The sequence below is a fragment of the Flagellimonas pelagia genome (assembly GCF_003584135.1).
Taxonomy (GTDB): Bacteria; Bacteroidota; Bacteroidia; order Flavobacteriales; family Flavobacteriaceae; genus Flagellimonas; species Flagellimonas pelagia.
The window spans coordinates 21816-45396 of sequence record NZ_QXFI01000033.1 but is presented as its reverse complement, the minus strand read 5'-3'; the positions used below and the strand labels follow the sequence as shown (position 1 = coordinate 45396).

The 23581-nt window shown below is 41.2% G+C and carries 27 protein-coding genes; 20 read left to right on the top strand and 7 right to left on the bottom strand.

Annotated elements, in window-relative coordinates; translation table 11 throughout:
- Positions 1 to 7 precede the first annotated feature (7 nt).
- The 3 genes from D2V05_RS14270 to D2V05_RS14260 form a co-directional block, all read right to left on the bottom strand.
- Entirely contained in the window at positions 8 to 496 is a 489-nt protein-coding gene (locus tag D2V05_RS14270) for a hypothetical protein (RefSeq protein WP_119648296.1), read from the bottom strand.
- Positions 497 to 1405: 909 nt separating this feature from the next.
- Positions 1406 to 1867 (bottom strand): universal stress protein, encoded by a 462-nt coding sequence (locus D2V05_RS14265; protein WP_119648295.1) that lies wholly within the window; start codon positions 1865 to 1867, stop codon positions 1406 to 1408.
- A gap of 228 nt (positions 1868 to 2095) precedes the next feature.
- Positions 2096 to 2290 carry a hypothetical protein gene (locus D2V05_RS14260; RefSeq protein WP_119648610.1) on the bottom strand — a complete coding sequence of 65 codons (195 nt, stop codon included), beginning with the start codon at positions 2288 to 2290 and terminating at the stop codon, positions 2096 to 2098.
- A gap of 883 nt (positions 2291 to 3173) precedes the next feature.
- On the opposite strand from D2V05_RS14260, the gene D2V05_RS14255 reads away from it, so the two are divergent.
- Positions 3174 to 4370, top strand: coding sequence for a mechanosensitive ion channel family protein (locus D2V05_RS14255; RefSeq protein WP_417935676.1), 1197 nt, complete (start codon positions 3174 to 3176; stop codon positions 4368 to 4370).
- Between the two features lie 76 nt (positions 4371 to 4446).
- On the opposite strand, the gene D2V05_RS14250 is transcribed toward D2V05_RS14255, so the two are convergent.
- The 3 genes from D2V05_RS14250 to D2V05_RS14240 form a co-directional block, all read right to left on the bottom strand.
- Positions 4447 to 5262 carry a prohibitin family protein gene (locus tag D2V05_RS14250; RefSeq protein ID WP_119648293.1) on the bottom strand — a complete coding sequence of 272 codons (816 nt, stop codon included), beginning with the start codon at positions 5260 to 5262 and terminating at the stop codon, positions 4447 to 4449.
- A gap of 782 nt (positions 5263 to 6044) precedes the next feature.
- Positions 6045 to 6833 (bottom strand): M90 family metallopeptidase, encoded by a 789-nt coding sequence (locus D2V05_RS14245; RefSeq protein ID WP_119648292.1) that lies wholly within the window; start codon positions 6831 to 6833, stop codon positions 6045 to 6047.
- Between the two features lie 39 nt (positions 6834 to 6872).
- Positions 6873 to 7079: a heavy-metal-associated domain-containing protein gene (locus D2V05_RS14240; RefSeq protein ID WP_119648609.1), complete on the bottom strand. Its 207-nt coding sequence runs from the start codon at positions 7077 to 7079 to the stop codon at positions 6873 to 6875.
- 387 nt (positions 7080 to 7466) lie between these two features.
- On the opposite strand from D2V05_RS14240, the gene D2V05_RS14235 reads away from it, so the two are divergent.
- Together D2V05_RS14235 and D2V05_RS14230 are read left to right on the top strand one after the other, a co-directional pair.
- Complete coding sequence (locus D2V05_RS14235; RefSeq protein WP_235855469.1) at positions 7467 to 9671, top strand: TonB-dependent receptor family protein; 2205 nt, start codon at positions 7467 to 7469, stop codon at positions 9669 to 9671.
- Between the two features lie 266 nt (positions 9672 to 9937).
- Complete coding sequence (locus tag D2V05_RS14230) at positions 9938 to 10702, top strand: DUF6503 family protein (protein ID WP_220473563.1); 765 nt, start codon at positions 9938 to 9940, stop codon at positions 10700 to 10702.
- Positions 10703 to 10708: 6 nt separating this feature from the next.
- Here D2V05_RS14230 and D2V05_RS14225 read toward each other — a convergent pair whose 3' ends face one another.
- Entirely contained in the window at positions 10709 to 11152 is a 444-nt protein-coding gene (locus D2V05_RS14225; RefSeq protein WP_119648289.1) for a QcrA and Rieske domain-containing protein, read from the bottom strand.
- A gap of 638 nt (positions 11153 to 11790) precedes the next feature.
- Between D2V05_RS14225 and D2V05_RS14220 the strand changes: the two genes are divergently transcribed.
- The 17 genes from D2V05_RS14220 to D2V05_RS14140 all read left to right on the top strand — a co-directional run bounded on the left by D2V05_RS14220 (position 11791) and on the right by D2V05_RS14140 (position 23554).
- A complete protein-coding gene (locus D2V05_RS14220) occupies positions 11791 to 13512 on the top strand; it encodes a GMC family oxidoreductase (protein ID WP_119648288.1) in 1722 nt (573 codons plus the stop codon).
- A gap of 4 nt (positions 13513 to 13516) precedes the next feature.
- A complete protein-coding gene (locus tag D2V05_RS14215) occupies positions 13517 to 14236 on the top strand; it encodes a gluconate 2-dehydrogenase subunit 3 family protein (RefSeq protein ID WP_119648287.1) in 720 nt (239 codons plus the stop codon).
- A gap of 240 nt (positions 14237 to 14476) precedes the next feature.
- The gene (locus D2V05_RS14210; RefSeq protein WP_119648286.1) at positions 14477 to 14896 is read left to right on the top strand and encodes an HYC_CC_PP family protein; all 420 of its coding nucleotides are present in this window, start codon (positions 14477 to 14479) and stop codon (positions 14894 to 14896) included.
- 179 nt (positions 14897 to 15075) lie between these two features.
- A complete protein-coding gene (locus tag D2V05_RS14205; RefSeq protein ID WP_119648285.1) occupies positions 15076 to 15657 on the top strand; it encodes a helix-turn-helix domain-containing protein in 582 nt (193 codons plus the stop codon).
- 101 nt (positions 15658 to 15758) lie between these two features.
- Complete coding sequence (locus D2V05_RS14200; RefSeq protein WP_119648284.1) at positions 15759 to 16298, top strand: helix-turn-helix domain-containing protein; 540 nt, start codon at positions 15759 to 15761, stop codon at positions 16296 to 16298.
- Between the two features lie 228 nt (positions 16299 to 16526).
- A complete protein-coding gene (locus tag D2V05_RS14195; RefSeq protein ID WP_313786754.1) occupies positions 16527 to 17030 on the top strand; it encodes a hypothetical protein in 504 nt (167 codons plus the stop codon).
- 34 nt (positions 17031 to 17064) lie between these two features.
- Positions 17065 to 17358: a hypothetical protein gene (locus tag D2V05_RS14190; protein WP_203583837.1), complete on the top strand. Its 294-nt coding sequence runs from the start codon at positions 17065 to 17067 to the stop codon at positions 17356 to 17358.
- 16 nt (positions 17359 to 17374) lie between these two features.
- Positions 17375 to 17590 (top strand): heavy-metal-associated domain-containing protein, encoded by a 216-nt coding sequence (locus D2V05_RS14185; protein ID WP_119648282.1) that lies wholly within the window; start codon positions 17375 to 17377, stop codon positions 17588 to 17590.
- Positions 17591 to 17617: 27 nt separating this feature from the next.
- Positions 17618 to 17827, top strand: a complete 210-nt coding sequence (locus D2V05_RS14180) for an SHOCT domain-containing protein (protein ID WP_119648281.1) — start codon at positions 17618 to 17620, stop codon at positions 17825 to 17827.
- A 37-nt stretch (positions 17828 to 17864) separates the two neighbouring features.
- On the top strand, positions 17865 to 18080 hold the full coding sequence (locus D2V05_RS19905) for an SHOCT domain-containing protein (RefSeq protein ID WP_119648280.1): 216 nt from the start codon (positions 17865 to 17867) through the stop codon (positions 18078 to 18080).
- 66 nt (positions 18081 to 18146) lie between these two features.
- On the top strand, positions 18147 to 18593 hold the full coding sequence (locus D2V05_RS14170; RefSeq protein WP_119648279.1) for a hypothetical protein: 447 nt from the start codon (positions 18147 to 18149) through the stop codon (positions 18591 to 18593).
- A 74-nt stretch (positions 18594 to 18667) separates the two neighbouring features.
- Positions 18668 to 18943, top strand: a complete 276-nt coding sequence (locus D2V05_RS14165) for a DUF5676 family membrane protein (protein WP_119648278.1) — start codon at positions 18668 to 18670, stop codon at positions 18941 to 18943.
- A 30-nt stretch (positions 18944 to 18973) separates the two neighbouring features.
- Entirely contained in the window at positions 18974 to 20245 is a 1272-nt protein-coding gene (locus tag D2V05_RS14160) for a multicopper oxidase family protein (protein ID WP_119648277.1), read from the top strand.
- 25 nt (positions 20246 to 20270) lie between these two features.
- Positions 20271 to 21503, top strand: coding sequence for a hypothetical protein (locus D2V05_RS14155; protein ID WP_119648276.1), 1233 nt, complete (start codon positions 20271 to 20273; stop codon positions 21501 to 21503).
- A gap of 17 nt (positions 21504 to 21520) precedes the next feature.
- Entirely contained in the window at positions 21521 to 22321 is an 801-nt protein-coding gene (locus D2V05_RS14150; protein ID WP_119648275.1) for an AlbA family DNA-binding domain-containing protein, read from the top strand.
- A gap of 68 nt (positions 22322 to 22389) precedes the next feature.
- Complete coding sequence (locus D2V05_RS14145) at positions 22390 to 23043, top strand: lycopene cyclase domain-containing protein (protein ID WP_235855468.1); 654 nt, start codon at positions 22390 to 22392, stop codon at positions 23041 to 23043.
- Between the two features lie 4 nt (positions 23044 to 23047).
- Positions 23048 to 23554, top strand: a complete 507-nt coding sequence (locus D2V05_RS14140) for a hypothetical protein (protein ID WP_119648273.1) — start codon at positions 23048 to 23050, stop codon at positions 23552 to 23554.
- Positions 23555 to 23581 lie beyond the last annotated feature (27 nt).

Genomic DNA, 23581 nt, shown 5'->3' with positions numbered 1-23581 from the left:
CCATTTTCTAGCTTCTTTTAAAAGTATACGTTATGACAACATCTTGATTGTCTAAAAAGTCGTCTTGCTCTAGGACTAACCTGTTTTGGCTAAACTCGATGATGGTCATATCATCTTTATTATCGAAACGAAGAATTTCATTATTGATTAATTCGTATTGGTCTTTTTCAACATTGGCAAAGGCAGCTACATCACCACAGCTTAATCCGTTTTCGTTTATAGTGTAGGAATCTTTTCCTTCGTCAGCGGGACCATCACTAAAAAAAGTAAGGTTGTCCTTTAAGCATTGGCGGATTTCATTGGTATTATATAAATCTATATTTACCGTACCGTCGCCATTTATGTCTACGGCGGTATTGGAATCGATAGCCTCATATTCCCACTGGCCGAACAAAGCTTGCTTCCTATCCGATTCTGCAACACTGTCGTCGTCGCTATTGCACGAAAGAAATAGCAGCATCGGGAATGCAAGAAAGATGAAAATATTTGTTTTCATTGGAATTGGCCTTGGGTTATTACAAATATATCACTAAGGATTACATATTTTAAACAAGAATTTTCGAAATTAATTGTGCGTAGGCAAGATAAATGCATGGAGCGCTTTTTCTGCGCCTCCATGCTTTTATGCGCGGTGCCGAGGATGTTTAAAAACCGTAGCCGGAAAGACGGCCGAATGCGGGCCAGCGCAGCTTGCCCACTCGGTCAGGCTTGAAGGCGAAGGGTTTTAAACTTCCGCCTAGGAACTTGGATAAACACGTCCCTGTCCCTCCTCATTAATATATTCTAACAGTTCTTATAGTCAAATCTCTTCACTAGAAAATGTTTTGCCAATTTCTTGAAATAATATTTCTAATTAGAAGTTTTATCGATATTACGCAGTGTCTTTTACGTAAGCCCCTTCCGGAAACTTTCCCCAATCTAGACCCTTCAGTCAATATTCGTATATTGGCAAGTACTTAGGAATTTAGCGATACCGTTGGTTGGTGATAATATGAAGAAAATGGGGCGAGTCTTGGAAAAGAGCTCAGCATTTTGGATAATGGCGAAAGTGTGCTAAAAAATATTGATAACTAATTGAGCCTATATTTGAGAAATAACTACTTCATAAACCACACCCAAACCGTTTCATCCGCCATCTTGTTATTCGAGGTAAACGCACTATTTTTTTTCCTCGATATTCCAGAAAGGAAGGGAATTCCATCATAGAATGAAATCATTATAGGTTATAAACCTTTGTTTAACTAGTCTTAAAGATTGTTGTGGGCTATTTACAATCTACGAAATCGCTTAAAATGCTGAACGCTTCTTACTAAGGGCGGACTTGTTCAATCCATTCTTTGGTCTTCTCGAGATGAAGGGTTTCGAGACTGGCCTACAATAGTTATTTAGCTTTGATGCTGATTTCTTATTTTATATTTTTTGTAGGTACAATTAAAATAGGAATTTTGGCATGCCGAACGACCGTGACCGCCGTATTGCCCATCAGTACATTTTCAAGTACTCCATGGCTATGCGTTCCCATAACCAAAAGTTCAATTTTATTTTTTACGCAGTAGTCCAGAATGGCGTCTGCGGTTTCGCCTTTCAACACCTCGGTCTTGATGTCCCCGCTTCCCAAATGTTGGGCCGAGGCCGATAGAAAATTCTCGGCACCATGAACCAGTTCGTCAACCACTTCCAAATTGTTCTTGGCAAAAGCACTCGTATAACCCATTATGGGTGAATAATCAATGTCATAATAGGTAGCATCGGTTATTACATGTACCAATGTAGTTTGAGCTCCCAGTGCTTTGGCATAGTCATAACCTGTTTCAGCTACTTTTTCTGCGGACGGATTATAGTCCAGCGCAATACATATTTTTTTCATTCTTCATTAATTTATTGAAAAGAGACCAGAAAAACTGGCCCCTTTTGTTCATAAAAAAATAGAATACATCTAATTACGAATTGTAAAATTAGGATAATGCTCCAAAAACTTTTCTTGGGTCTTTTGGCATGTTCGTCTGCCTTTTCTCCCAAGCCTTGAATTCTTACTCTAGTTTTTATTCTTTTTTCAATAAAACATCTTCGTTCTATTTAGACCCTTCTACTAGATCTATTCTCCTTTTTTAGTAAGCAGCTTAGTCTTCATAGCCTCCAATTCTTCCGAGGCTTTCTTACATTTTTTATGTGCTTTTACCTTTTTTTCTTCTTCATTGGCGGTATGATGGTCGTAAACCTTCAGTGAAAATCTTTTGTGCCGATCATGTAATCTCGCCAATTGATCCCTATGTTCTATATCATGTTCCATACGTTCTTGTTTTAAATTCGAAAATTTCTTTGTTATCCTATGATTTATCACTTATTAAACCAATTTTAGAAATGTAGATTTCAAAATCAGTAGTTATTTATTTTTACTTTCCTAATGATTTTGACAATTGACCAAAAAAGAACAGCCCATTGAATTATCGCACTTTTCGGCTAAAAATGTTGAAGGCGACACTAATCGAGTTTGAGGGGAACTGCCTTTATCATAAAATTGGACGAAGAAAAGATTTTGATTCTTACTGTATGCATAAAACGTCTAAAACCGAAGTTTAAAGGTAAATAAACCATCAAAGATATTTTTATAAGAACTTTCGTAAAGCTTACACATTTCACAGGTTTTTAGATATATCAGGTGGGAGAAAATTTTCATTTTTACTGTTCTGTTTGTAAGAACGTCGTCTTAAACAACTAAAATCCTTGGATATCAAATTTTCACTTAGATAGTTTTAAATTCATCTGCCTAAAAGAAGGTCCGAAATTGAAGTCCAACACAACTATCATGTTCTATAAATATTGTTTGACTGAAACGGAAATCAACCGCCTTTGAAGTAACATTTTACCAAAGGCAATTTGGTCATTATACTTATCGATAAATATTAATGAAGCGAACGCTGGGAAAGTATACAGAATAAATATGACGTTTTCTAGCAAGGTGATGCCACCAAACAGCACATCGTTTACGATATGGTAAGCAATTCACTTTCCGGTTGAGCTATAGATAAGGATAGTAATAAGCTCCCGTAAACTGAGGAAAGAGTCAAGTTAGCCGTATCTTTGCAAATTCTTCTACCCATAACGCTTACTAATTTTAGGACATGAAAGACGGACTATTTCGCATACTGTATAAATATTTTTTAAAGACCGGTATGAGCGAAAATCTCGCCTTATACCTCAATTTGATTATTTGGCTAGTGGGAATCCTGCTTTTTGTATGGTTGCTCGACCTTATTATCTTGAAGGTGCTGCGAGCACTGTCGGTTCGAATAGCGCGAAAATCGAAGACCAACTTGGATGATTTTCTGGTGGCGCACAGGGTACCAAGCTATGTGGCTCATATTTTCCCGTTGATACTCTTGTTCAAGTTTGTCCCGATGGCATTTATCGGATTTGATTACGTCGGTGTTCTAGTATTGAAAATACTCCACATTCTGTTCGTCTTGTTGGCACTCGCTTTGGTCAAAAGATTGTTCAGGAGTACGACCGATTACTTGAAAACCAAGCCAAGGTTTCACGATAAACCGATTGATAGTTATATTCAAGTCTTCATGATTTTTGCTTGGATCGTTGGTGTAATGGCCGTTTTCGCTATAATTACCGGTGTTGAAATTTGGAAATTTTTTACCGCCCTCGGTGCGGGCTCCGCAATAATCCTATTAATATTCAAAGATTCCATTTTAGGGCTCGTCGCAAGTATACAGGTCAGTATAAACGATATGGTAGGTATCGGCGATTGGATTACTTTCGATAAATACGGAGCGGATGGCGATGTTATCGAAATTAACTTGGCCACGGTAAAGGTGCAAAATTTCGACAAGACTATCACAACGATCCCGACCTACGCTATGATTTCAGATTCATTTAAAAATTGGAGGGGCATGCAGGTTTCCGGTGGAAGACGAATCAAACGGGCAATGACAATCAGTCAAAAAAGTGTTCGTTTTCTTTCAGATGAAGATTTGACCGAACTCAAGAGAGTACAATTGATTGCCGAATACCTAAATACCCGAACCAGCGAAATCAACGCATATAATACTCAGCAGGATGTAGATAAGTCTTTGAATATAAACGGCAGGAACCTGACAAATTTTGGGGTATTTCGTAAATATGTTTCTTCATATCTTGAAAAACACTCCGCAATCAACAAGACCATGACCTTGATGGTCCGACAACTGGAACCGACACCACAGGGCATTCCTTTGGAAATTTATGCTTTTAGTGCCGACAAGCGGTGGGAAAATTACGAATATGTCATGTCCGATATTTTCGATCATCTTTTGGCCGCCTTGCCTTATTTCGAATTAAAGGTTTTTGAGCTGCCAACTTCTTTGGGTGGGGAAAAATAAATCAAGAGCTTTTTAGTTCCTGCTCCATTTATGATTGGGTTCGTCTGAACTTTTTGATTTATCACACTAAACAAAATCAATTACTTCCCAATATCAATGGTAATCCGGAATCGCCACTGCCAACAATGACTGCTTTCGAGTTAGGTGACTTCGCTAGTTCCAATGTTGCGTCGATACCCTTGTCCCGCAATATCTTATCTGTCAATGAAGCACTTAAAATTCTGTTCGCATCCGCCTTTCCTTGTGCTTCAATTGTTACTTTTTCAGCTTCTTTTCTAGCTGTAACCAAACGAAACTCGTATTCCAACGACTCTTGCTCTTGTTTTAGCTTACGCTCTATAGCTTCCTTTATGGTAACTGGCAAAGTGACATCCCTTACCAATATCTCATTGAGTTGAATATACTGTCCGTCAACGATCTTTTTGGTTTCTTCATAGATCTCGGCCTGTATCGCATCTCGCTTACTGGAGTACAATTGCTCCGGGGTATACCGCCCCACAACGCTTCTTGCCGCCGATCGAATCGTAGGTAATAGTACCCGTTGAATGTATTCCGAGCCTTTTTCTTGGTGTAGCTTTCCCAAAAATTCCCGTTTTGGTTCAAACCATGCGGAGGCGTCCAGTTTTATTTCCAATCCGTTGGAAGATAGTACCTGCATTTTTTCAAAAACTTCCTGCTGTCTTACCTCATATATAAAAACTTTGTTCCAAGGTGCTACGATATGAAAGCCCTCGCCCAAGGGTGGTTCGTCGGTCACAACGCCTCCACCAAAAGTTTTGTATAATACACCGGACTCTCCCGAACCGATTGTCACTGCGGATTTTGCTATTACAATAACCAGTATAATAAATATGATTATTGCGGGTAAGGCCATTTTAGGTAATTTGTCCATAATCTTTTGTTTTGAATTAGTACTAAATTTTTCGTTTTTAAACGCAATCGATTCCTTAAACTCTTAATGCTTAGGTTATGGGGCGAACAGTTTTTTTATGTGTATCCCGCTCTATTTTTTGCATTACGCTTTGCCCTTTTTCCTTTAATTTTCCTATCCATACCATTTGTGAGTTTGCATTATCAAATATCGGTCTGAATGAATTTCTTGACTTTTAATTATCTTGTGAACCAAATTGTTCTTTTCAAATATTATTGTACTTAATATCTATTTAGATAACTTTAGTCAAAGGTGCAAAAGAACCATAAAGAGTTTGGTACATAAATATTGATAAACATTACATAATTCACACGTTTCAAAACAGCCTTTAAGCACTAAGCCTTATATATGGATATATATTTAGTGATTGCATCAAATTTATATGAACTATTGATTGCGATTTTAAGGTCAAATAAAACGAACGTGGCCGTTGCAAAACTCCAATAGATATCAATTTTTCGCGCTTATAAATGTGCGGAAATCAGTAAATTAAAGATAGGCGAAGAAGAAAGAAGTATACCGAAAAACTGTGTGCGGTTTTCTAGGACTATCCCATTTGTGGTCTCTTTCGATAGTTGTGTCGATATACCCTTTACAGAACTATAAGGTATGCTACTTCTCATTGGATTCAAGTAACCAATAAAATTCGCGACAAATGATATTAGCAATACAATCTTCAAAGATTAAAGCGTGTACCCATAATATTTTCGATTTTGGCACATAGACTACTTTTTGTCTCTTCATTAGCCGTAATTGTTCCCACTAGAAGGTTCCTGCCTAAAACATTCCACCAGCATTTTATACAGTTCCGGATGTTTCTTTTTTAGTAAATCGGGCCGTTCAAAAAAGTATTCGGAAGCCACGGCAAAAAACTCGGCTTCGTTGGTTCCCCCATACTTTCGGATATCGGAATGGTTATCGTTTATGGCTTCCATTTCCTTGTGGATCAACTTTAGCCACGGGATTGTATATTGATGTTTCAATAACCGTTCTGGCACTCCATCGGTCACATCGTCTATTTTATCTATGAGGTGTACAAATTCGTGAATACCAGTGTTGCTTTTATCGGTGGTATTGGCAAAGCCATGGTATAACGCTTTTTTTGATAGAATCATCTGTTTTTCGAACCTGCCGCTACCGACCAGTCCCCCTATATTTCGCAGTTGTCCCTTACTATCGAATTCCAAATCTTCGTTGAAATAATCAGGATATAGAAGTATACCGCTCAAATTGGTATAGTGCCATTCCTCAAAACCAAAAACCGGAATCACGGCACTTGCGGCAATCAATATTTTGTCCAGTTCTTCTAATTCCAGTTGTACCCCATCAATATATACCTCGCTTAAGAACTGCATCATTCGTTCCTGAAAAACTACCTGCTTTGCTTTTGGAAGGTTCCGGTAAAAGAGCACATGACCCATCAGCAACGGATGCCAATGTTTTGGGAAAGGCTTTACCTTTTTTCTTCCTATTCTGGAAAAAAAATAAACGGCAAGCACAAGAAGTAGTCCAAAGATTATGGTGTAAATCATGATTGGCGGAGTAGTTTACAAAACAGCATTAATTTGAATTTACACTTTCGCCTTAAATCCAATATTTTGGAGCGTAGTATTTACCTCCTCTTCGAATGCTCCATTGCTTTCCACTGTCCGGGTTTTATCAGGATTAGCAGTATCCACTTCCCAATTTTCAAGCCTGTCTTGCTTGTTTAGAAAAGGTGTTGCCTTAGATGCACATTCACCACAATTGATATTTGTTTTAAATTTTAAAGTTTTCATCGTGTTTGAACTTATTCTTATTAAAGTTTTACTCATTTTAGCCGTAAGCTGTTCGCTACAAACGATACGCTACTGAATGCCATTGCTACTCCCGCAATCATCAGGTAAAAATCCATCAACAGGCTAAAACTCCTGCGAGTTTAGGAATTCCGATGATATTATATATGAATGCTCAAAACAGATTCTGACATATACCCATTTCGGTTTTTTTGACAGTTCCAAAATGGATAAAGCAATAAACTTAATAGTAATTATAAAACTAAAAAATTATTTAGAATCTTTCTCAATAAGATTGCGCCAAACCAAAAATTATCCTACGTTTGCACTTTATTTTTATTCAATCTAAATAAGTATAATATGAAATGGTTTTTAACTGTATTTTCAATAATGCTCCTGACAGCGAATTTAGGATTATCACAGGAAAGCAATGATGGCAAAGATTCAACTGTCCTGAAAACGGAAGTCTTAAACGAGGTCATAGTCAATGGAAGTGCAATTCTAGGGAGTAAATTTGAAGCCAGCAACAGAACGGGTTCCGCAAATTATATATCGGCGAAAGAACTCCAAAAATTCAGTTATAACGATATTAACAGGATATTGAGAAACGTGCCCGGGGTCAATATCTACGAGGAGGACGGTTTTGGATTACGGCCCAATATCAGTTTGAGGGGTACTTCTCCAGAACGTAGTGCAAAAATCAATCTTATGGAAGATGGGGTACTTATAGCCCCCGCCCCCTACAGTGCTCCTGCCGCATATTATTTCCCCACGATCGGAAGGATGCAGGCCGTGGAAATATTAAAGGGAAGTAGTCAGGTGCAATATGGGCCAAATACTACGGGTGGCGCCATCAACATGATCTCTACCCGGATACCGGAGCGGTTTATGGGAAGAGCGACCTTATCGGCCGGTAACTTCAATTCAAAGAATACCCAGATCGTGGTAGGCGATAGTTTTAAGAACTTCGGATTCGTAAGCGAATACTATAACTACAATTCAGACGGTTTTAAAAATATTGACGGAGGGGGAAATACGGGTTTTGATAAATCGGACTATTTGGCAAAGTTTCGAATGAATACCGATGAAGGTGCCAAAGTCTATCAATCCCTTCTCTTTAAAATCCAATTTTCCGAAGAAAGGGCCAATGAAACCTATTTAGGGTTGACCGATGCCGATTTCAATGAAAACCCGTACCGCAGATACAGGGCATCCTCGGAAGATGTGATGGAAGCGGAGCACCAACAATACCAATTAACACATTTTCTTAAACTTTCCCAGGCCCTGTCCATTACCACCACGGGATATGTGAACAAGTTTAAGCGCAACTGGTATAAATTGGACGATGTAAATCTTGGGGAGCGCATTGGAATAAACAATGTGCTCGCAGATCCGGAAACCTATGCCATGGAATACAATGCCCTGTTGGGAAACACGGATACCCCGGAAGATGTGTTCGGCATAAAAGCGAATAACAGGAGGTATACCTCCCAAGGAATACAGTCCATTGCCCGGTTGCGCTGGGGCGCTGACTGGTTACAAAGCCTGGAGCTGGGTATACGGTACCATGAGGATGAGGAGGACAGGTTTCAATGGGTAGACAGGTATGGTTTTCAGAACAATGAACTAATACGCACAACAGTCGGCATCAAAGGGGCGGATGCCAACCGTATCGGCAACGCGAAGGCAGTTGCTGCACATACCTTGTACAAACTAAATTTGGGCAGGTTTACATTCACCCCGGGTATTCGGTACGAGAATATTACGTTGGGCAGGATAAATTACGGTACCAACGATGCAACGAGATCGGGTACGGACCTTTCCGAACGTGAGAACCAAGTGGATGTTTGGATTCCGGGAATAGGGGCAAATTATACCTTTGCCGAAAATCTTTCCGTTTTTGGCGGGGTGCACAAGGGGTTTTCCCCTCCCGGCAATAACGAAGGCCAAGATGCGGAAAGCAGTATAAATTATGAATTGGGTACCCGTTTCAATTATCATGGAATTCAAGGCGAAGTGGTAGGCTACTATAACGACTATCAAAACTTGTTGGGGAGCGACCTTGCGGCTACAGGTGGTACGGGCAGCTTGGACCAATTCAACGCTGGCGAGGTAAGGGTCAGCGGTGTAGAAGTATCGTTGAACTATAACCTTTTGAATAACAGCTCGGAAAAGGTCCGCTTACCGTTAACGTTTAACTATACTTTGACCGATACCGAGTTTCTTAGTTCATTTGACAGTGCCAACGCTATATTCGGGGAAGTCTCGGTGGGTGATGAGATACCCTATATCGCCAAGAACCAGTTCAATTTGAACCTTGGCCTGGGGCATGAAAAGTTTGGCATTGACATGGGTGCACGCTATATCGATGCATTCAGGACACAAGCAGGAACAGGGACCATTCCCACAAATTTAAGGGTAGATTCCAATTTTGTCGTTGACCTGTCCGGTCGCTATTTCTATAATAGCCACTTCACCTTTTCCGCCAATATCATTAACTTGTTCGATACGACCTATGCGGTGTCAAGGGTTCCTGCCGGATTACGGCCTGGGCATCCATTTGGGATTAATTTTTCAATAACCTATGGATTTTAATAGATTTAATGACTGCTTAAAATTGAACTAGCCTACTGAATTATCTAAAAGGGACGACCAAAAATTTAAAAATAACCATCGTTATTTGCGATATGTCAGTACCGGGGAAGAAGATAAGGCAAAAAAAATACGGGAACGGATACAGTTCTTGGCACCGGACTTTTTACATACGGAGACCAAAGCTATTAATGAAAAAAATAAGGGAATACCAACAAACAAGAAATAAAATGAATTGCCAAAAAACAACTGGACCGATCAAGAACTATATGAAACAAGTAAGCAACAAACCATTCTTTTTTTCGATTCCAATAATCATATCCATACTATCTTTTAGTCTTTCCTTTGCGCAAAAAGATATCATCGATAAGGCGATAGCAGTTTCGGGAACCGAAAAATTGAAAAATGCAAAGGCTTCATTTGATTTTCGGGATTATCATTATAAATACAAAAGAAACCAGGGGCGATTTGAATACACAAGAATCGGCAAGAAAGGCGATAGCACGGAAATACGGGATGTCTATACCAATAAGGGGCTGGTCCGCTATGTGGCCGATACCTTGATAAGCCTTACCGAAAAAAGAGAGAAAGCCTATACCAATTCGGTAAATTCAGTGATGTATTTTGCGTTTTTGCCCCTTTGGCTCAAAGATCCCGCGGTCATTGTAGAAGACCAAGGTAGAAGCGTGATAAAAAGTAAGGAGTACTATAAAATCCGTGTTACTTTTAAGCAAGAGGGCGGTGGCGATGATTTTGAGGATGTGTTCCTCTATTGGTTCGATGTTGAGGATTATAGTATGGATTATCTGGCTTACAAATACTTTACCGGCAAAGGGGGAATGCGGTTTCGGGAAGCATACAACCAGCGCAACGTTAATGGGGTCGTAATACAGGATTACCGTAACCTACAACCTAAAATAAAGGACGGCATTGATTTTGATGAAATCGAGAAGGCTTTTGAAAATGACCAACTGGAGGAGCTCTCGCTCATCGAATTGAAAAATGTGAAAATTGAAAAGATACCCAGAACCTAGTCCAATTCATTCAAAGACCCGAAGTAGGTTTCCCGTAAGTTCTGTCTGGAATATTTTCAAAGGGTTGCTCGTAATACTGTTCAAGGGCTTTCCGGTTTGGTCAAAGCGTGCGCCATGGGCAGAACAATAGTAAATACCGCCGTCGTTCTCCACAAACCTAACTTCCTCGGTCTGTTGATGGCTGCATATCTGACTGGCCGCCACAAAATTACCTTCTAAATTTTTAACTACGACCACATAGTCCTTCAAAATATAATCGCCGTTGTTCTGTAAGCCATTACCCTCGTTGGAGCTAAGGTCTATATTAAAATCGATTCCGGCAGGGATAGGTCTCATATCCTCTGGGGAAACGTCTCCGTTACCATCTTTGGAACAACCTTGAACACACGGAAAAACAATTGCGAATGCGGCACCGGCACCCAAACTTCGTAAAAACTGTTTTCTTTCCATAACATATAACTTTTAAATTTTAAACGTCTTTTACTTGAAAATCGTATGCAGATAACACATATGTGGACTTCAGTGCATATTGTAAATGAAATAAAATATACAATATCTAGACATGGGCCAAATTTAAGTATTTGACCACCCACATATATACTGTATTATGCCCAAAACCACACACCTATTCTTAGTGCTGTGCTGAGAGTGTTTATACAAAAACAACCATAGTCTTTTTTGAAAACCAAGAATTCAATAGAAAGTATTAGAGGGAAATTATATAAAAAAGAAAGAAAATTATGTAGATAAAGATTGCTGGGAACAGATACTTTTAACTTCGACAAGACATAATATTCATGAAAAGAAACGCAGTGGGCTGCAGGATTACGATGTCAATGCGATGCTAGGAAAATAATGGAGGACCCCTCGTCTTTTGACAGGAGTTTATTGCCTTGTTTCCTTTGGGCTTAACATGAAAGAATCTAGACGACAAAATGATAAGCCTAAATGAATTAAAATGCAGGCTGACGAAAATGGCAAAATAATTCAAATCGTTTTTACAAGGACCTGTTCACTAAAGCCGAATGTGGGGTTTCGCTTACTCTGAACAGGTCTTACTACCCAATTTATTACATAAGAAAATTGTTATGCAGATAAAAGAATCTTCGACCCTATACGATGTAGTCATAGTCGGCTCCGGCGCAGGTGGTGGCATGGCGACCAAAATACTCGCCGATTCGGGACTAAAGGTAGCCATTGTGGAGGCCGGGCCGTTCTTTGACCCCAAGGATCCCGAACTGATGACGCAATTAAAATGGCCTTGGGAATCTCCAAGGAGAGGGGCGAATACCGTCAGGCCTTTTGGCGATTTTGACAGCGCATACGGAGGTTGGGATATCGAAGGAGAGCCTTACACAAACAGTGACGGGAGTAATTTTAAGTGGTTCCGATCGCGAATGTTGGGCGGTCGGACCAATCATTGGGGCAGGATTTCATTGCGCTTTGGCCCGAAGGATTTTAAACACAAAAACGAGGATGGATTGGGCGATAACTGGCCCATTGGCTACGAGGATGTAAAACCCTATTATGACAAAGTAGATAAATTAATCGGGGTTTTCGGCACCAACGAGGGCTTGCCCAACGATCCCGATGGATTCTTTCTGCCCCCACCCAAACCTCGATTGCACGAGCTTTTTTACATCCGTGGGGCACGGAAATCGAATATACCCGTTTATCCCTCAAGGATGTCGATCCTGACCAAAATGATAAATGAGGATAGGGGCATCTGTTTTTATTGCGCGCAATGCTCCAGGGCCTGCATGGTATATGCCGATTTCTCGGCGGAAACCTGTTTGATCTTCCCGGCACAGAAAAACGGCGGCCAGATCGATCTGTTCCTAAATGCCATGGTAAGGGAGGTTACCACCAACGAAGAAGGTAAGGCAACCGGCGTTTCCTACATCAATAAAGAGGATAGAAAGGAATATAAGTTAAAGGGCAAAGTCGTCGTCCTTGCCGCATCTGCCTGCAGCTCGGCCCGGATACTCTTGAATTCCAAAAGTGCCCAACACCCGAACGGATTGGGCAACAGCAGCGATATTGTCGGAAAATATCTTCACGATTCCACGGGGGCGAGTAGGGCGGCCTTTATTCCGGATCTGATGAACCGGAAAATTTCCTATAACGAGGACGGCGTGGGGGGCATGCACGTATATTCCCCTTGGTGGGGCGACAATAAGAAATTGGACTTCCCCCGCGGATACCATATTGAGGTATGGGGCGGAATGGGCATGCCCAACTATGGGTTCGGCTTCAATGCGAACGAGTTCAATAAATTTTTTGGCACTAAAGTGGGAGGTTATGGCAATGTCCTCAGGGAAGATGTCAAAAAATACTATGGTTCCGTAATTGGTTTTGGTGGTCGGGGAGAGTCCATCGCCATGAAGGACAACTATTGTGAAATAGATCCTACCAAAGTAGATGAGTTCGGAATTCCGGTGCTTCGGTTCAACTACAAATGGTCGGATCACGAACGAAAGCAGGTAAGGCACATGCAGGACACTTTTGAGGAACTGATCCACAATATGGGCGGGGAAGCCTTGGGCGCAAAACCCACCAAGGAACAGGACTATGGTATATCGCCACCGGGATGGATCATCCATGAAGTGGGCACGACCAGAATGGGCAATGACCCCAAGACCTCCGTAGTGAACAAGTTTCAGCAACTCCACGATACCGACAATGTATTTATCGTCGATGCCGGGCCCTTTGTTTCCCAGGCCGACAAGAACCCCACCTGGACCATCTTGGCGCTCTCCTGGAGAACATCCGACTATATAATAGAACAGTTGAAACAGCAAAACATATAGGAAAATGGATAGACGGAATAGCATAAAATCGATTATACTAGGCTCGGTCGCCGGTGGATTGGCGGTTCACGGCTGCAAACCGGAAGCGGAGGCCAAGGCGGAAGATGCCCAGATACTTGAGGGATATAGTTACAAATATGGCCGGACCCCAAAGGAGAAGGAACGGATCGTGGAACTGGAAGCGGAGCAATTTTTCAACGGACACGAATTGGGTACCATTGCCGTTTTGAGCGATCTGATTTTGCCCGCTGATGATAAATTTGGCAGCGCAACGGAAGCAGGGGTACCGGATTTCATCGAATTTATGGCCAAGGATATTCCGGAAATGCAGACAACCCTCAGGGGCGGGCTCATGTGGTTGGACCACGAGAGCAATACCCAATTTGGCACGGAATTCAAATCGGCTTCCGAAGACCGGCAAAAACAACTATTGGACACCATTGCCTATCCCGATATATCGGTTCCGGAGAACGAACTCCCCATGGAAATACAGTTTTTTTCCTTGATGCGAAATTTGACGCTTACCGGTTATTACACCTCGGAAATCGGGATACAAGATTTGGGCTATAAAGGTAATACACCCAATGTATGGGATGGTGTACCCGAAGATGTCTTGAAACAGCACGGCGTAGCCTACGAGGAAGAGTGGCTTGCAAAATGCATAGATCAGAATAGAAGGGGAATCATGGCCGAATGGGATGAAAATGGAACGTTGTTGACGTAAAAGTTGATTGGATTTTTATTGAAATTAGGTACTGCTCTTCTCTACTTAAGGGCTTTTGGAGGATTCAACTGTTTTTTTACAAACATGACGATCGTCATGTTTGTGTTTGATCACTTACGTTACTTTTGAAAAATAATATCATTTAAATTGATTCTAACTACATAAAAATTAGATTATTATATATTTTTCAAATTGACCCTTAATTTTAAAACTTAAACAGTTTTTTGCTAATTTTAGAGTATGAAGCGCTTTTTACGTAAAATAGTATCCATCGGTTTGACGTTCGCAATACTTTTTGCGACCACATCCTTTAGCGCTGATATGCATTTCTGTTGTAACAAATTAGTGGATATTGCCGTATTTGGTAAGGCAAAATCTTGTGATGATAAAGTTCAAAAAAGCGAAAGTCCTTCCAAGGAGTGTTCTGTAGGAGCCGAGGATTGTTGCAGGAATGAAACATTTAGCAAGGCCGGTGATGACAACGTTAAAAAGGTTACCGCGGAATTCAGCATCGAAAACTATGTTTTCTTACATAGCTTTTTTTACACCTATATAAATCGATTTGAAGGGCTAGATAAAAACATCGTTCCCTTTGTAAATTACGATCCGCCATGGATCGAGAAGGACATTCTTGTGCTTCATGAAACTTTCCTTATTTGATTTTTATTCAAACAGATTATTGATCCAATAATCTGTACTTCTTATTGGCCGACATCGCGTTCTGCCCTCTAATGTCGTACCCTTTATTCCAACGACACTCGCTCCAATTGGTCAAAATACCAAATAATAATGAGTCCTTATGGACACAAGCAATTAGAACATTTAATAAACCCTAAAGTATGGATTCTCAGAGAGAATACTGGATCAAGAATATGGTCTGCAGTCGGTGCCTTAAGGTCATAAAGCAAGACCTTGAAGAAATCGGTGTAGAAGTGCTTTCCCTTGAACTGGGCAAACTATCAGTCCGTATCACTACTGAAATCGATAAAAAAATCGATTTGAAAATAGCGGAGGTGCTTCATTCCAACGGATTTGAAATCGCCAAGAACGAGGAGGAAATGATCGTTGAGAATATCAAGATCACCTTAATCGAACTTGTAACAGACCTTCCTTTACATATTAAGGAAAAGACTTCAGAACATTTGGCAGCGGAACTACATCGGGATTATAAGATGTTGAGCAAGGTTTTCTCCAAAAAAGAGAACGTCACGATTGAAAAGTACTTTATAAAACTGAAGGTCCAAAGGGTCAAAGAGCTCATACAGTTGCAACAGCATGGGTTCTCGGACATAGCCTATCTACTCGATTACAGTAGCGTGAACCATTTGTCCAGTCAGTTCAAGAACGTTACCGGAGTAAGCATGACGGATTATAAAAACAGCCAAATCTGGAAACGGAGCTTCCTTGACGAAATTATATAAGGAAGAACGAAAATTATGCAGACAAAGGCTTATGGTAACAGCTACTTTTATCAACGACACTAATTTAATATGAAAACAAAATATTTATATACATCAAACATATGGTGAGTTTGCGCTGTAAGATGGTGGTAGAGCAAGAACTGCGAAAGCTGGGCCTGCGTTATGTCAACGTAGACCTTGGATCCATCGAAATCCTTGGGAATATCACTGATTTCCAAAGAGATCAGCTACGTAAAAACCTGAAGGCCTGCGGTCTGGAACTGCTTGAAGATAAGCGGAGGATCATGGTTGAAAAGATTAAGGCCTTAATTATTGAAATGGTCCATTATTCCGATGAATTGCCCAAGGTAAACTACTCGGATTACATCAACGAAAAACTGGGTTATGACTATACCTATTTGGCAAATACATTTTCCGAAGTAAAGGGAATCACCATTCAGCAGTACATTATTTTAAACAAAATTGAGCGCGTCAAACAACTGTTGCTGTATGATGAATTGAATCTAACGGAAATATCCTATAAGCTGTCCTACAGTAGCGTCTCACATTTGTCGAACCAGTTTAAAAACGTTACGGGGTTCGCCCCATCTTATTATAAAAAACGGAAAAAGAAACGAATTAAATATCTAGAGAATTTGTAGTCCATGGTAAAAATTGTTCGAATAAAAGCCTTTTTGGTTCAAACCCTACCTCGCCGTCAGCTAGGTTTGAGGCTCTTTTTAGGCACGAACATTAATACAAAGAATGTGGGAAAAATATAACTCTTCCTCTTTCTTATGTAACACAATAATAGCAAAATTCCCTCAACTTTAAGTTTAGGGAATGGAAAAATAGAATTGACGAAAATAAGTAGCAATTAAAAATCAAATATGATGAGAACGATAACAATTATTTTATTGGCAATGGGCTTAATAAGTCTATCCAGTTGCGAACAGAAAACAGATCCTAATGCAATGCTTGAAAATTCACAAACGAGAACGGAACTCTTTGATGCAATTGCCAGTAATCACAGCTATATGACCCAATTCATGGACAATATGCAAACCAACGACCATGCCATGCAGATGATGCAGGGCAACCAAAAGATGATGGGCCATATGATGCAGGGTGGCGGAATGCAGATGATGATGAAAGACAGCATGATAATGAAAAACATGATGGGCGATCAACCTGTGATGCACGCAATGATGGACAGAATGATGAAAAGTCCGGAAACAATGAATTCAATGATGCAAATGATGCACGAAAACGGAATGATGAGTGAAGATTGTATGGAGTCGTGCAAAAAAATGATAGAAGAAAGTGAATTAGAAGCCAGGGAACGAGGCGAACTCGAATTGAGCAAAAGCCAAAGCCATGGCGATCATCATTAAAGAATATAACATTTAACACTAATAAATAGAAATCATGAAAGGTCATTGGATTTGGATGGTCATCGGTTGCGGTATTCCGTTACTGTTAATTTTTTTCGCCCCGGCACTGGGTATCACAGGCTACAATGGAATTTTTGCCTTTATCCTTCTAATGTTTGCAGTACATCTTTTAATACCGCACGGGGGTCATGGCAGGCATGGCGGGCATAAGAGCGGCAGTCAAGGCCACGCCGGCCATGGAGGTGCCGATCATGAACACCGTAAGGCAGAATCGATAGCAGGTACTGAAGAAGAAGAAGAAGAACACAAAGGGCATCGGCACCATTAGAAATAAATAGAAACAAATGAAACATAAATATCAAATAAACGGAATAAGTTGTGGCGGCTGTATCACAAGGGTAAGAAAAACCTTGGAAGCGCACCCGGCCATAGAGAAGGCCGAAATCTTTTTAAGCCCGAAAGGAAAGACGATCATCAGCATGAACAAGAAGCTTACGGTCGAAGAACTGCAAGGGCAACTCAATGAACTTGACGGCTATACCATTACAGAGATCATTTAAAATAATACGAACCTTAAAATTTAGAACATGTTTTACAAAGATGGATTTTTTTGGGGCATGCACCTTATCTGGTGGGCCATTTGGATCGTGGCCTTAGGCTGGATATTTTTTGCACCTTCCAGTACAACTTACACAGAAACCATAGAAGACGATCCGGCCACAATGCTCAAAATCCGGTTTGCCAAGGGCGAGATTTCCAAGGAGGAATATGAGCGATCAAAGAAACTTTTAAAATAGGAAAGACAAACAACTATTAACCTTTAAACCTAAAACTATGCATTTTTTCGACGGACACTGGGGCGGTATGCACTTCGTATGGTGGATCATATGGTTCATTCTTTTAATATGGATATTCTTTGTGCCATACGACATCCCTTACCGAAAATCAAAGAAGGAAGACCCTCTCGCAATTCTCAAAAAAAGATTTGCCAATGGGGAAATTACAAAAGAGGAATTTGAGGAATCAAAAAGGATTCTAAAGTCAGAATAGTGTCATTTCTACTTTAACATGACACTAGGAAGTAGCAGCAATTAGTAACACTTAAAATGAATCAAAATGAAAACAGAAATCAAAAAAGCAATAGGGATTGTATTGGCCGTTTTCACATTATCGGCCTGTGCACAAAAACAGGAAAGTGCTGTAAAGGATATGCTTAAGGACCCGTCACAACAAGAGGAGGTTTTGACCTTGATGGTCGAAGACCACGATCTGGGCAAAAAATACATTGCCAAGATGATGGATAACGACCATGCCATGGGAATGATGGTGGACGAACTCGTAAAAGAGGCGGCTAAGGATACCATACTTGCGAACAAATTGAGCAATATGATCACTAGATATCCTGACCTTATGCTACTGACCACCCACCATTTTATGCCGGTCATTGCCAATGACAGCCTTTTGAGCGACACCTTTTGTGACCACACTTTGGAGCATGAGGAATTGGAAAAAGCCATGCACAATAAAATGGAATACAAAAAGAGCCTTGAGCGCAACCATTGACCCCGACTTTGGTTTTGACACATGAACAAACTCATAAATGAATAATAACAACAATAAACATTAAAACAGGAATCATGAATCGTATCAATGTTAAAAAATTCGGTTTTGCCATGGGGCTGACCGCTGCAATCCTCTACGCCGGCTGCATGATCGTTTTGGCCACAGCAGGACAAGAAGGAAGCATAACCTTTTTCAACAGCCTGTTGCACGGCTTGGACACCACCAGTATAATACGGGTAGACGTGCCAATTTGGGAGGCACTTATTGGCATTGTCCAGACCTTTATCATTGCCTGGCTCACGGGTGCTCTGATCGCCGCTTTTTATAATGCACAACTTAAAGCCAAATAAAACCTTAAAATTATTAAAGACTCTAAAATTATGGACAGAAGAAATTTTTTGGCAACGGGTGCCGTATCTACGGCGGGCATGCTGTTTTTTCCCGGCAATCTCTTGGCCGAAAGTGCCAAGGAGGCCAACAAACAACGCTTAACACAACCCCTACCCTTTAAAAAAAATGGCGAATGGAAAGAATTTGAACTTTACATCGATATCAAGGTACACGAACCCGCCCCGGGTTTTAAATATCACACCTTGGCCTTTAACGATATGATTCCCGGCCCTGAGATACGGGTCGACTATGGCGATAAAGTACGGGTGAAATTCAAGAACAAAACCGGCATCAACCACACCATACACTGGCACGGTATCTATGTGCCCTGGCGTATGGACGGGGTCCCCTACGTGAGCCAGCTGCCGGTAATGCCGGAGAACGAATTTATTTACGAATTTGAGGCAAAACCCGTGGGCACCCATTTTTACCACTGCCATTGGGGCACGGTCATGCACATGCAGGCTGGGATGTTCGGGAGCATAATCGTAGAGGATCCAGACGATCCTATTAAAAAACAGTTTCCGTACGAACGGGAATATACCTTGGTATATGGTGCGCACGACGTCAACTACATCCGCAATGAGATGAACCGGATGCTGGATCGTATGAAGGAACGCAACTACCTTATGAAGGAAGGCCGCTTCGATCCGGAGCGCTGGGCCGTGTTCAATAACCACGACCAGTTTGCCGAATCCATCAAGAACGGATGGGAGCCGCCCTATGCATTGAGCCGCAGGGCCCCGGCAAGCCTGCCACAGGCAGACTGGTTCACCGTAAACGGCAAGTCGTATCCCGAGACCCCGTACCTTTTTATAAAATCGGGCGAAAAGATACGGGTACGCCTTATCAATGCTGGTGCAGAGATACATAACCTCCACCTGCACGGGCATGACTTCTGGATGGTGGCCGATGACGGAATTCCTTTATCTCATCCTTGGAAACGCAACACGGTGCCGTTGACGCCCGGCAAAACTTTCGATATCATTATTGAGGGGGACAATAGGGGTATCTGGACCTTTCATGACCACGATACGCGAAAAGTGACCAATAATGGCTTATACCCTGGAGGAAATTTGTTGGCATTGGTATACGAAGACTTACCCGAAGATGAACTCATCATTACCAAACACAGTGGCAACACCATGTTCAACAAGGGCATGGGAATGGAAGGAATGGATATGGATATGGGCAAACCAATGAATATGGACAAGATGCTGTTCGGGGACGATAAGCTCCCCAAGATCGCCCTGGACGAATAATTATTAATAAACCAAAAAAATAATCATGAATAAAATATATGTAATCCTATTTTTTGCACTTTTCGCATTGCCGGGTTTTGCACAATTACCGGGATCGGAGCAATTGAACAGGGAAGATATGCTGCCCGAAATAGAACTGGGCATCAAGACCGTTTCTACGGGAAATTTTTACAGCAACCAGGGCAATGCCTCATTGGCCATACCCGTACTCAACGAAGGCGACCAGGTCCTTTCCGATTTTTCGGATTCCTACTTCCTCATTGGCGCCCGCCAAAAACTGTACAAAGGTTGGCGGGGCCAAATGGTATTGGGCTTCTCTTTCCCAGACGCCAATAGCGGCCTGGGGCAGGTTTTTTACAACCAGGTGATGGCACTTGTGGAAAACAAGAACAACATCATAAGGATCGGGCGTACCACCTCACAGACCATTTTGGGCGAGTTCAATACCATACGCGATGACGATGCGCTGCAATATACCTATGTGCTCAACCCCTTCTCCAACGGCCTCAATACCGAGGACAACCAATATGCGAACGTACTGGAATACACCCGCATCTTTGGGCAGCGCCTCTATGTAACCCTGCACGCCGAAAATTATCAGGATTTTGAGGAACCCAATGATTATTCCATCAATGGTCTTGGGGGCAGCATTATATATCGCCAACCGGAAAGCCAGTTGTGGAACCGGAACTTCTTAAGGGAAATAGGCTTTAGCTGGAACAACTTTTTATTGGACAGATCCGATCTGGCGCCCAATGCGGACAGCAACGAAACCTTGACCAGTTTTATAGGGAACGCCACCTTCAGTATATTGCCCGATCCCGTACATTTCGTCGATTTCAAGGTACAGGGCATCTACAATGACGGGCTCTCAACTATTGAAAACATCACAGATTATACCAGTTACACGCGCTCCCGCAGTACGGCGGCCTTTGGGATGCTCCGCTACCTGAACCGCAAGCTGGAACGGCCCAATTTCCAGATAGCCGCCGGGTTCGGGTACAAGGATTTTTCCAATACAGATGGCAACACCAACCAATATATGGCCATCGGCAATTTCCTGTACCGTGTGGGAAATAATTTCGACCTTATATTCCAGTACCGCTACAACAAGAACAATGGTGCGCTACAGCCCTTGCTGGGCGAGAGCCAGCACCGGGTGCAGATAGGCCTGGCCTATACCTTCAACAAATTGTTCAACAGCCAGTTCGATGGCAGGAATTCGTTGCTGAACCTGGAACACGGTTATATAAAATAGTTTAAGGAAAACGACCAATGAAAGTTAAAAGGACTACATCAAAAATAGGGACCATATTCATTCATGCACTCGTGGGAACAGGTATTTTCTATTTCCTTGTCCATCCTTTTACCATGGTGCTCTATTGGTTTGAATTTAGCAATACGACCTTTTCATTTTCATTATTTCGAGAAGTGTTGCAAGAACGCATTTTTGAATCATTTACCTTAGATATGCGGGGTATGGGTGGATTACTGGCTTTATTAGGGGCACTTCTGGGAACCATTTCTGGTTTGTTTTGGATAATCCTTAAAAAGAAAAATGAACTTATTGGTACACAACAGCGCCTTCTGCAACAGGATATTGCAGCCCTTGTAAATGCCGGCGAGAATGAACGGGTAGAATTTAAGTCATCCATCCGCTATGATTATTTTAGGAAAACCACCAACCGCGAACTGGAACTGGCCATTGCCAAGACCATTGTAGGTTTTATGAACGCGAAAGGCGGCAAACTAATTATTGGTGTTGATGACGATGGAAGCGTTTTGGGCCTGGAAAAGGATTTTAAGACACTCAAGCATAAAAACAGGGATGGCTACGAGCGGGAGGTCTACAGGATTATATCCACTCAACTGGGCCATGAAGCCTGTTTCAGCAATCATATTTCCTTTTATGTCGTCAATGAAAAGGAAATATGTGTCATAGACATTGAACCATCCAAAGACCCTGTTTACGTTAACGATGGTGCGGACACGACCTTTTACGTGCGCACCGGTAATGCTACATATCCCTTGACCGTAAAAGAAACCGTGGATTATTTAAAAACCCAAAAAACGTAAAAATTATGCAATATGTCTGGTTCATATGGTCCCTTATTATTCTAGCCCTCTGGGGCGTGGTCTATCTAATGAAGAAAGATTCTCGAAGAGAAATGCTGAAGATGAGTTGGATAACCATGCCCTTCGGGCTTACAGAACCTTTGTTCGTTCCTGAATATTGGCATCCGCCGTCCCTTTTTGATTTGGCGATAAGGACAGGGTTCGATATCGAAAGCCTAATCTTCTCTTTTGCCATCGGAGGTATAGGCACGGTACTGTACAATCTAATTTTTAAGCGAAGGTATGTTGAAATACCGCACACTGAGCGCAAACATGCCATGCACAGACTTCACATATACATTCTTTTCGTCCCAGTTCTTGCGTTTTTGGTGTTGGCGCTGTTCACGCATTTGAATCATATCTACTGTGGAATATTGGCCATGTTTTTAGGTGGAATTGCCACGCTTTACTGCCGTCCGGACCTAAAGACCAAAATCTGGATAAGTGGGTTTCTGTTCACGGCATTGTACTTTGTTTATTTTGGAAGTATACTTCCGTTCTATCCCGATTATGTAGAATTGTTCTGGAACCTAGAAAATCTGACCCATATCCTTGTTTTGGGTATCCCCATTGAAGAATTATTATTTGCCTTCACTTTTGGGATGTACTGGTCAGGATTATACGAACACCTCTATTGGCGAAAACTCATTCAAACTGAAATTATAATTCCACTAAAAAATTAACACTATGAAACCTATTCCATCACATAGGAAAAACAATACTACCCAAGGCATTACCATTAAAAATCCAATGCGAAAATTATCCATTGGTACATTCATCCTTTTATTGTTTTCAATATTATTTCTATCCTGTTCCAACAAGAAAAAGAAAGTGGCTGAAAGTAAAATCCAGCCAACTGTTGAAACATCCCTAACAGCAGATGAAGCCATTATGCCATCCGAAAATTATGAAATCGTTCCCAACGAAAAAGTATGTATGGTCAACGACCGATATATGGGTGTGTCCCAAATACCTATTGAAGCCAACGGAACTACTTATTACGGATGTTGTGAAAATTGTGTTGAAAAGTTACAGAAAAACCTGGATGATGTCCGCTTCGGAAGCAATCCACTTAACAATAAAAAAGTTGATAAAGCTTTAGCAATTATTGTCCAGGATAAAAACAGCGGAAGTGTTTATTATTTCACTTCTCAAGAAGATGCCCAAACATTTATTAATAAGAATAAAGGATAGAAAGCCTTTATTCATAAAATTTCAAGT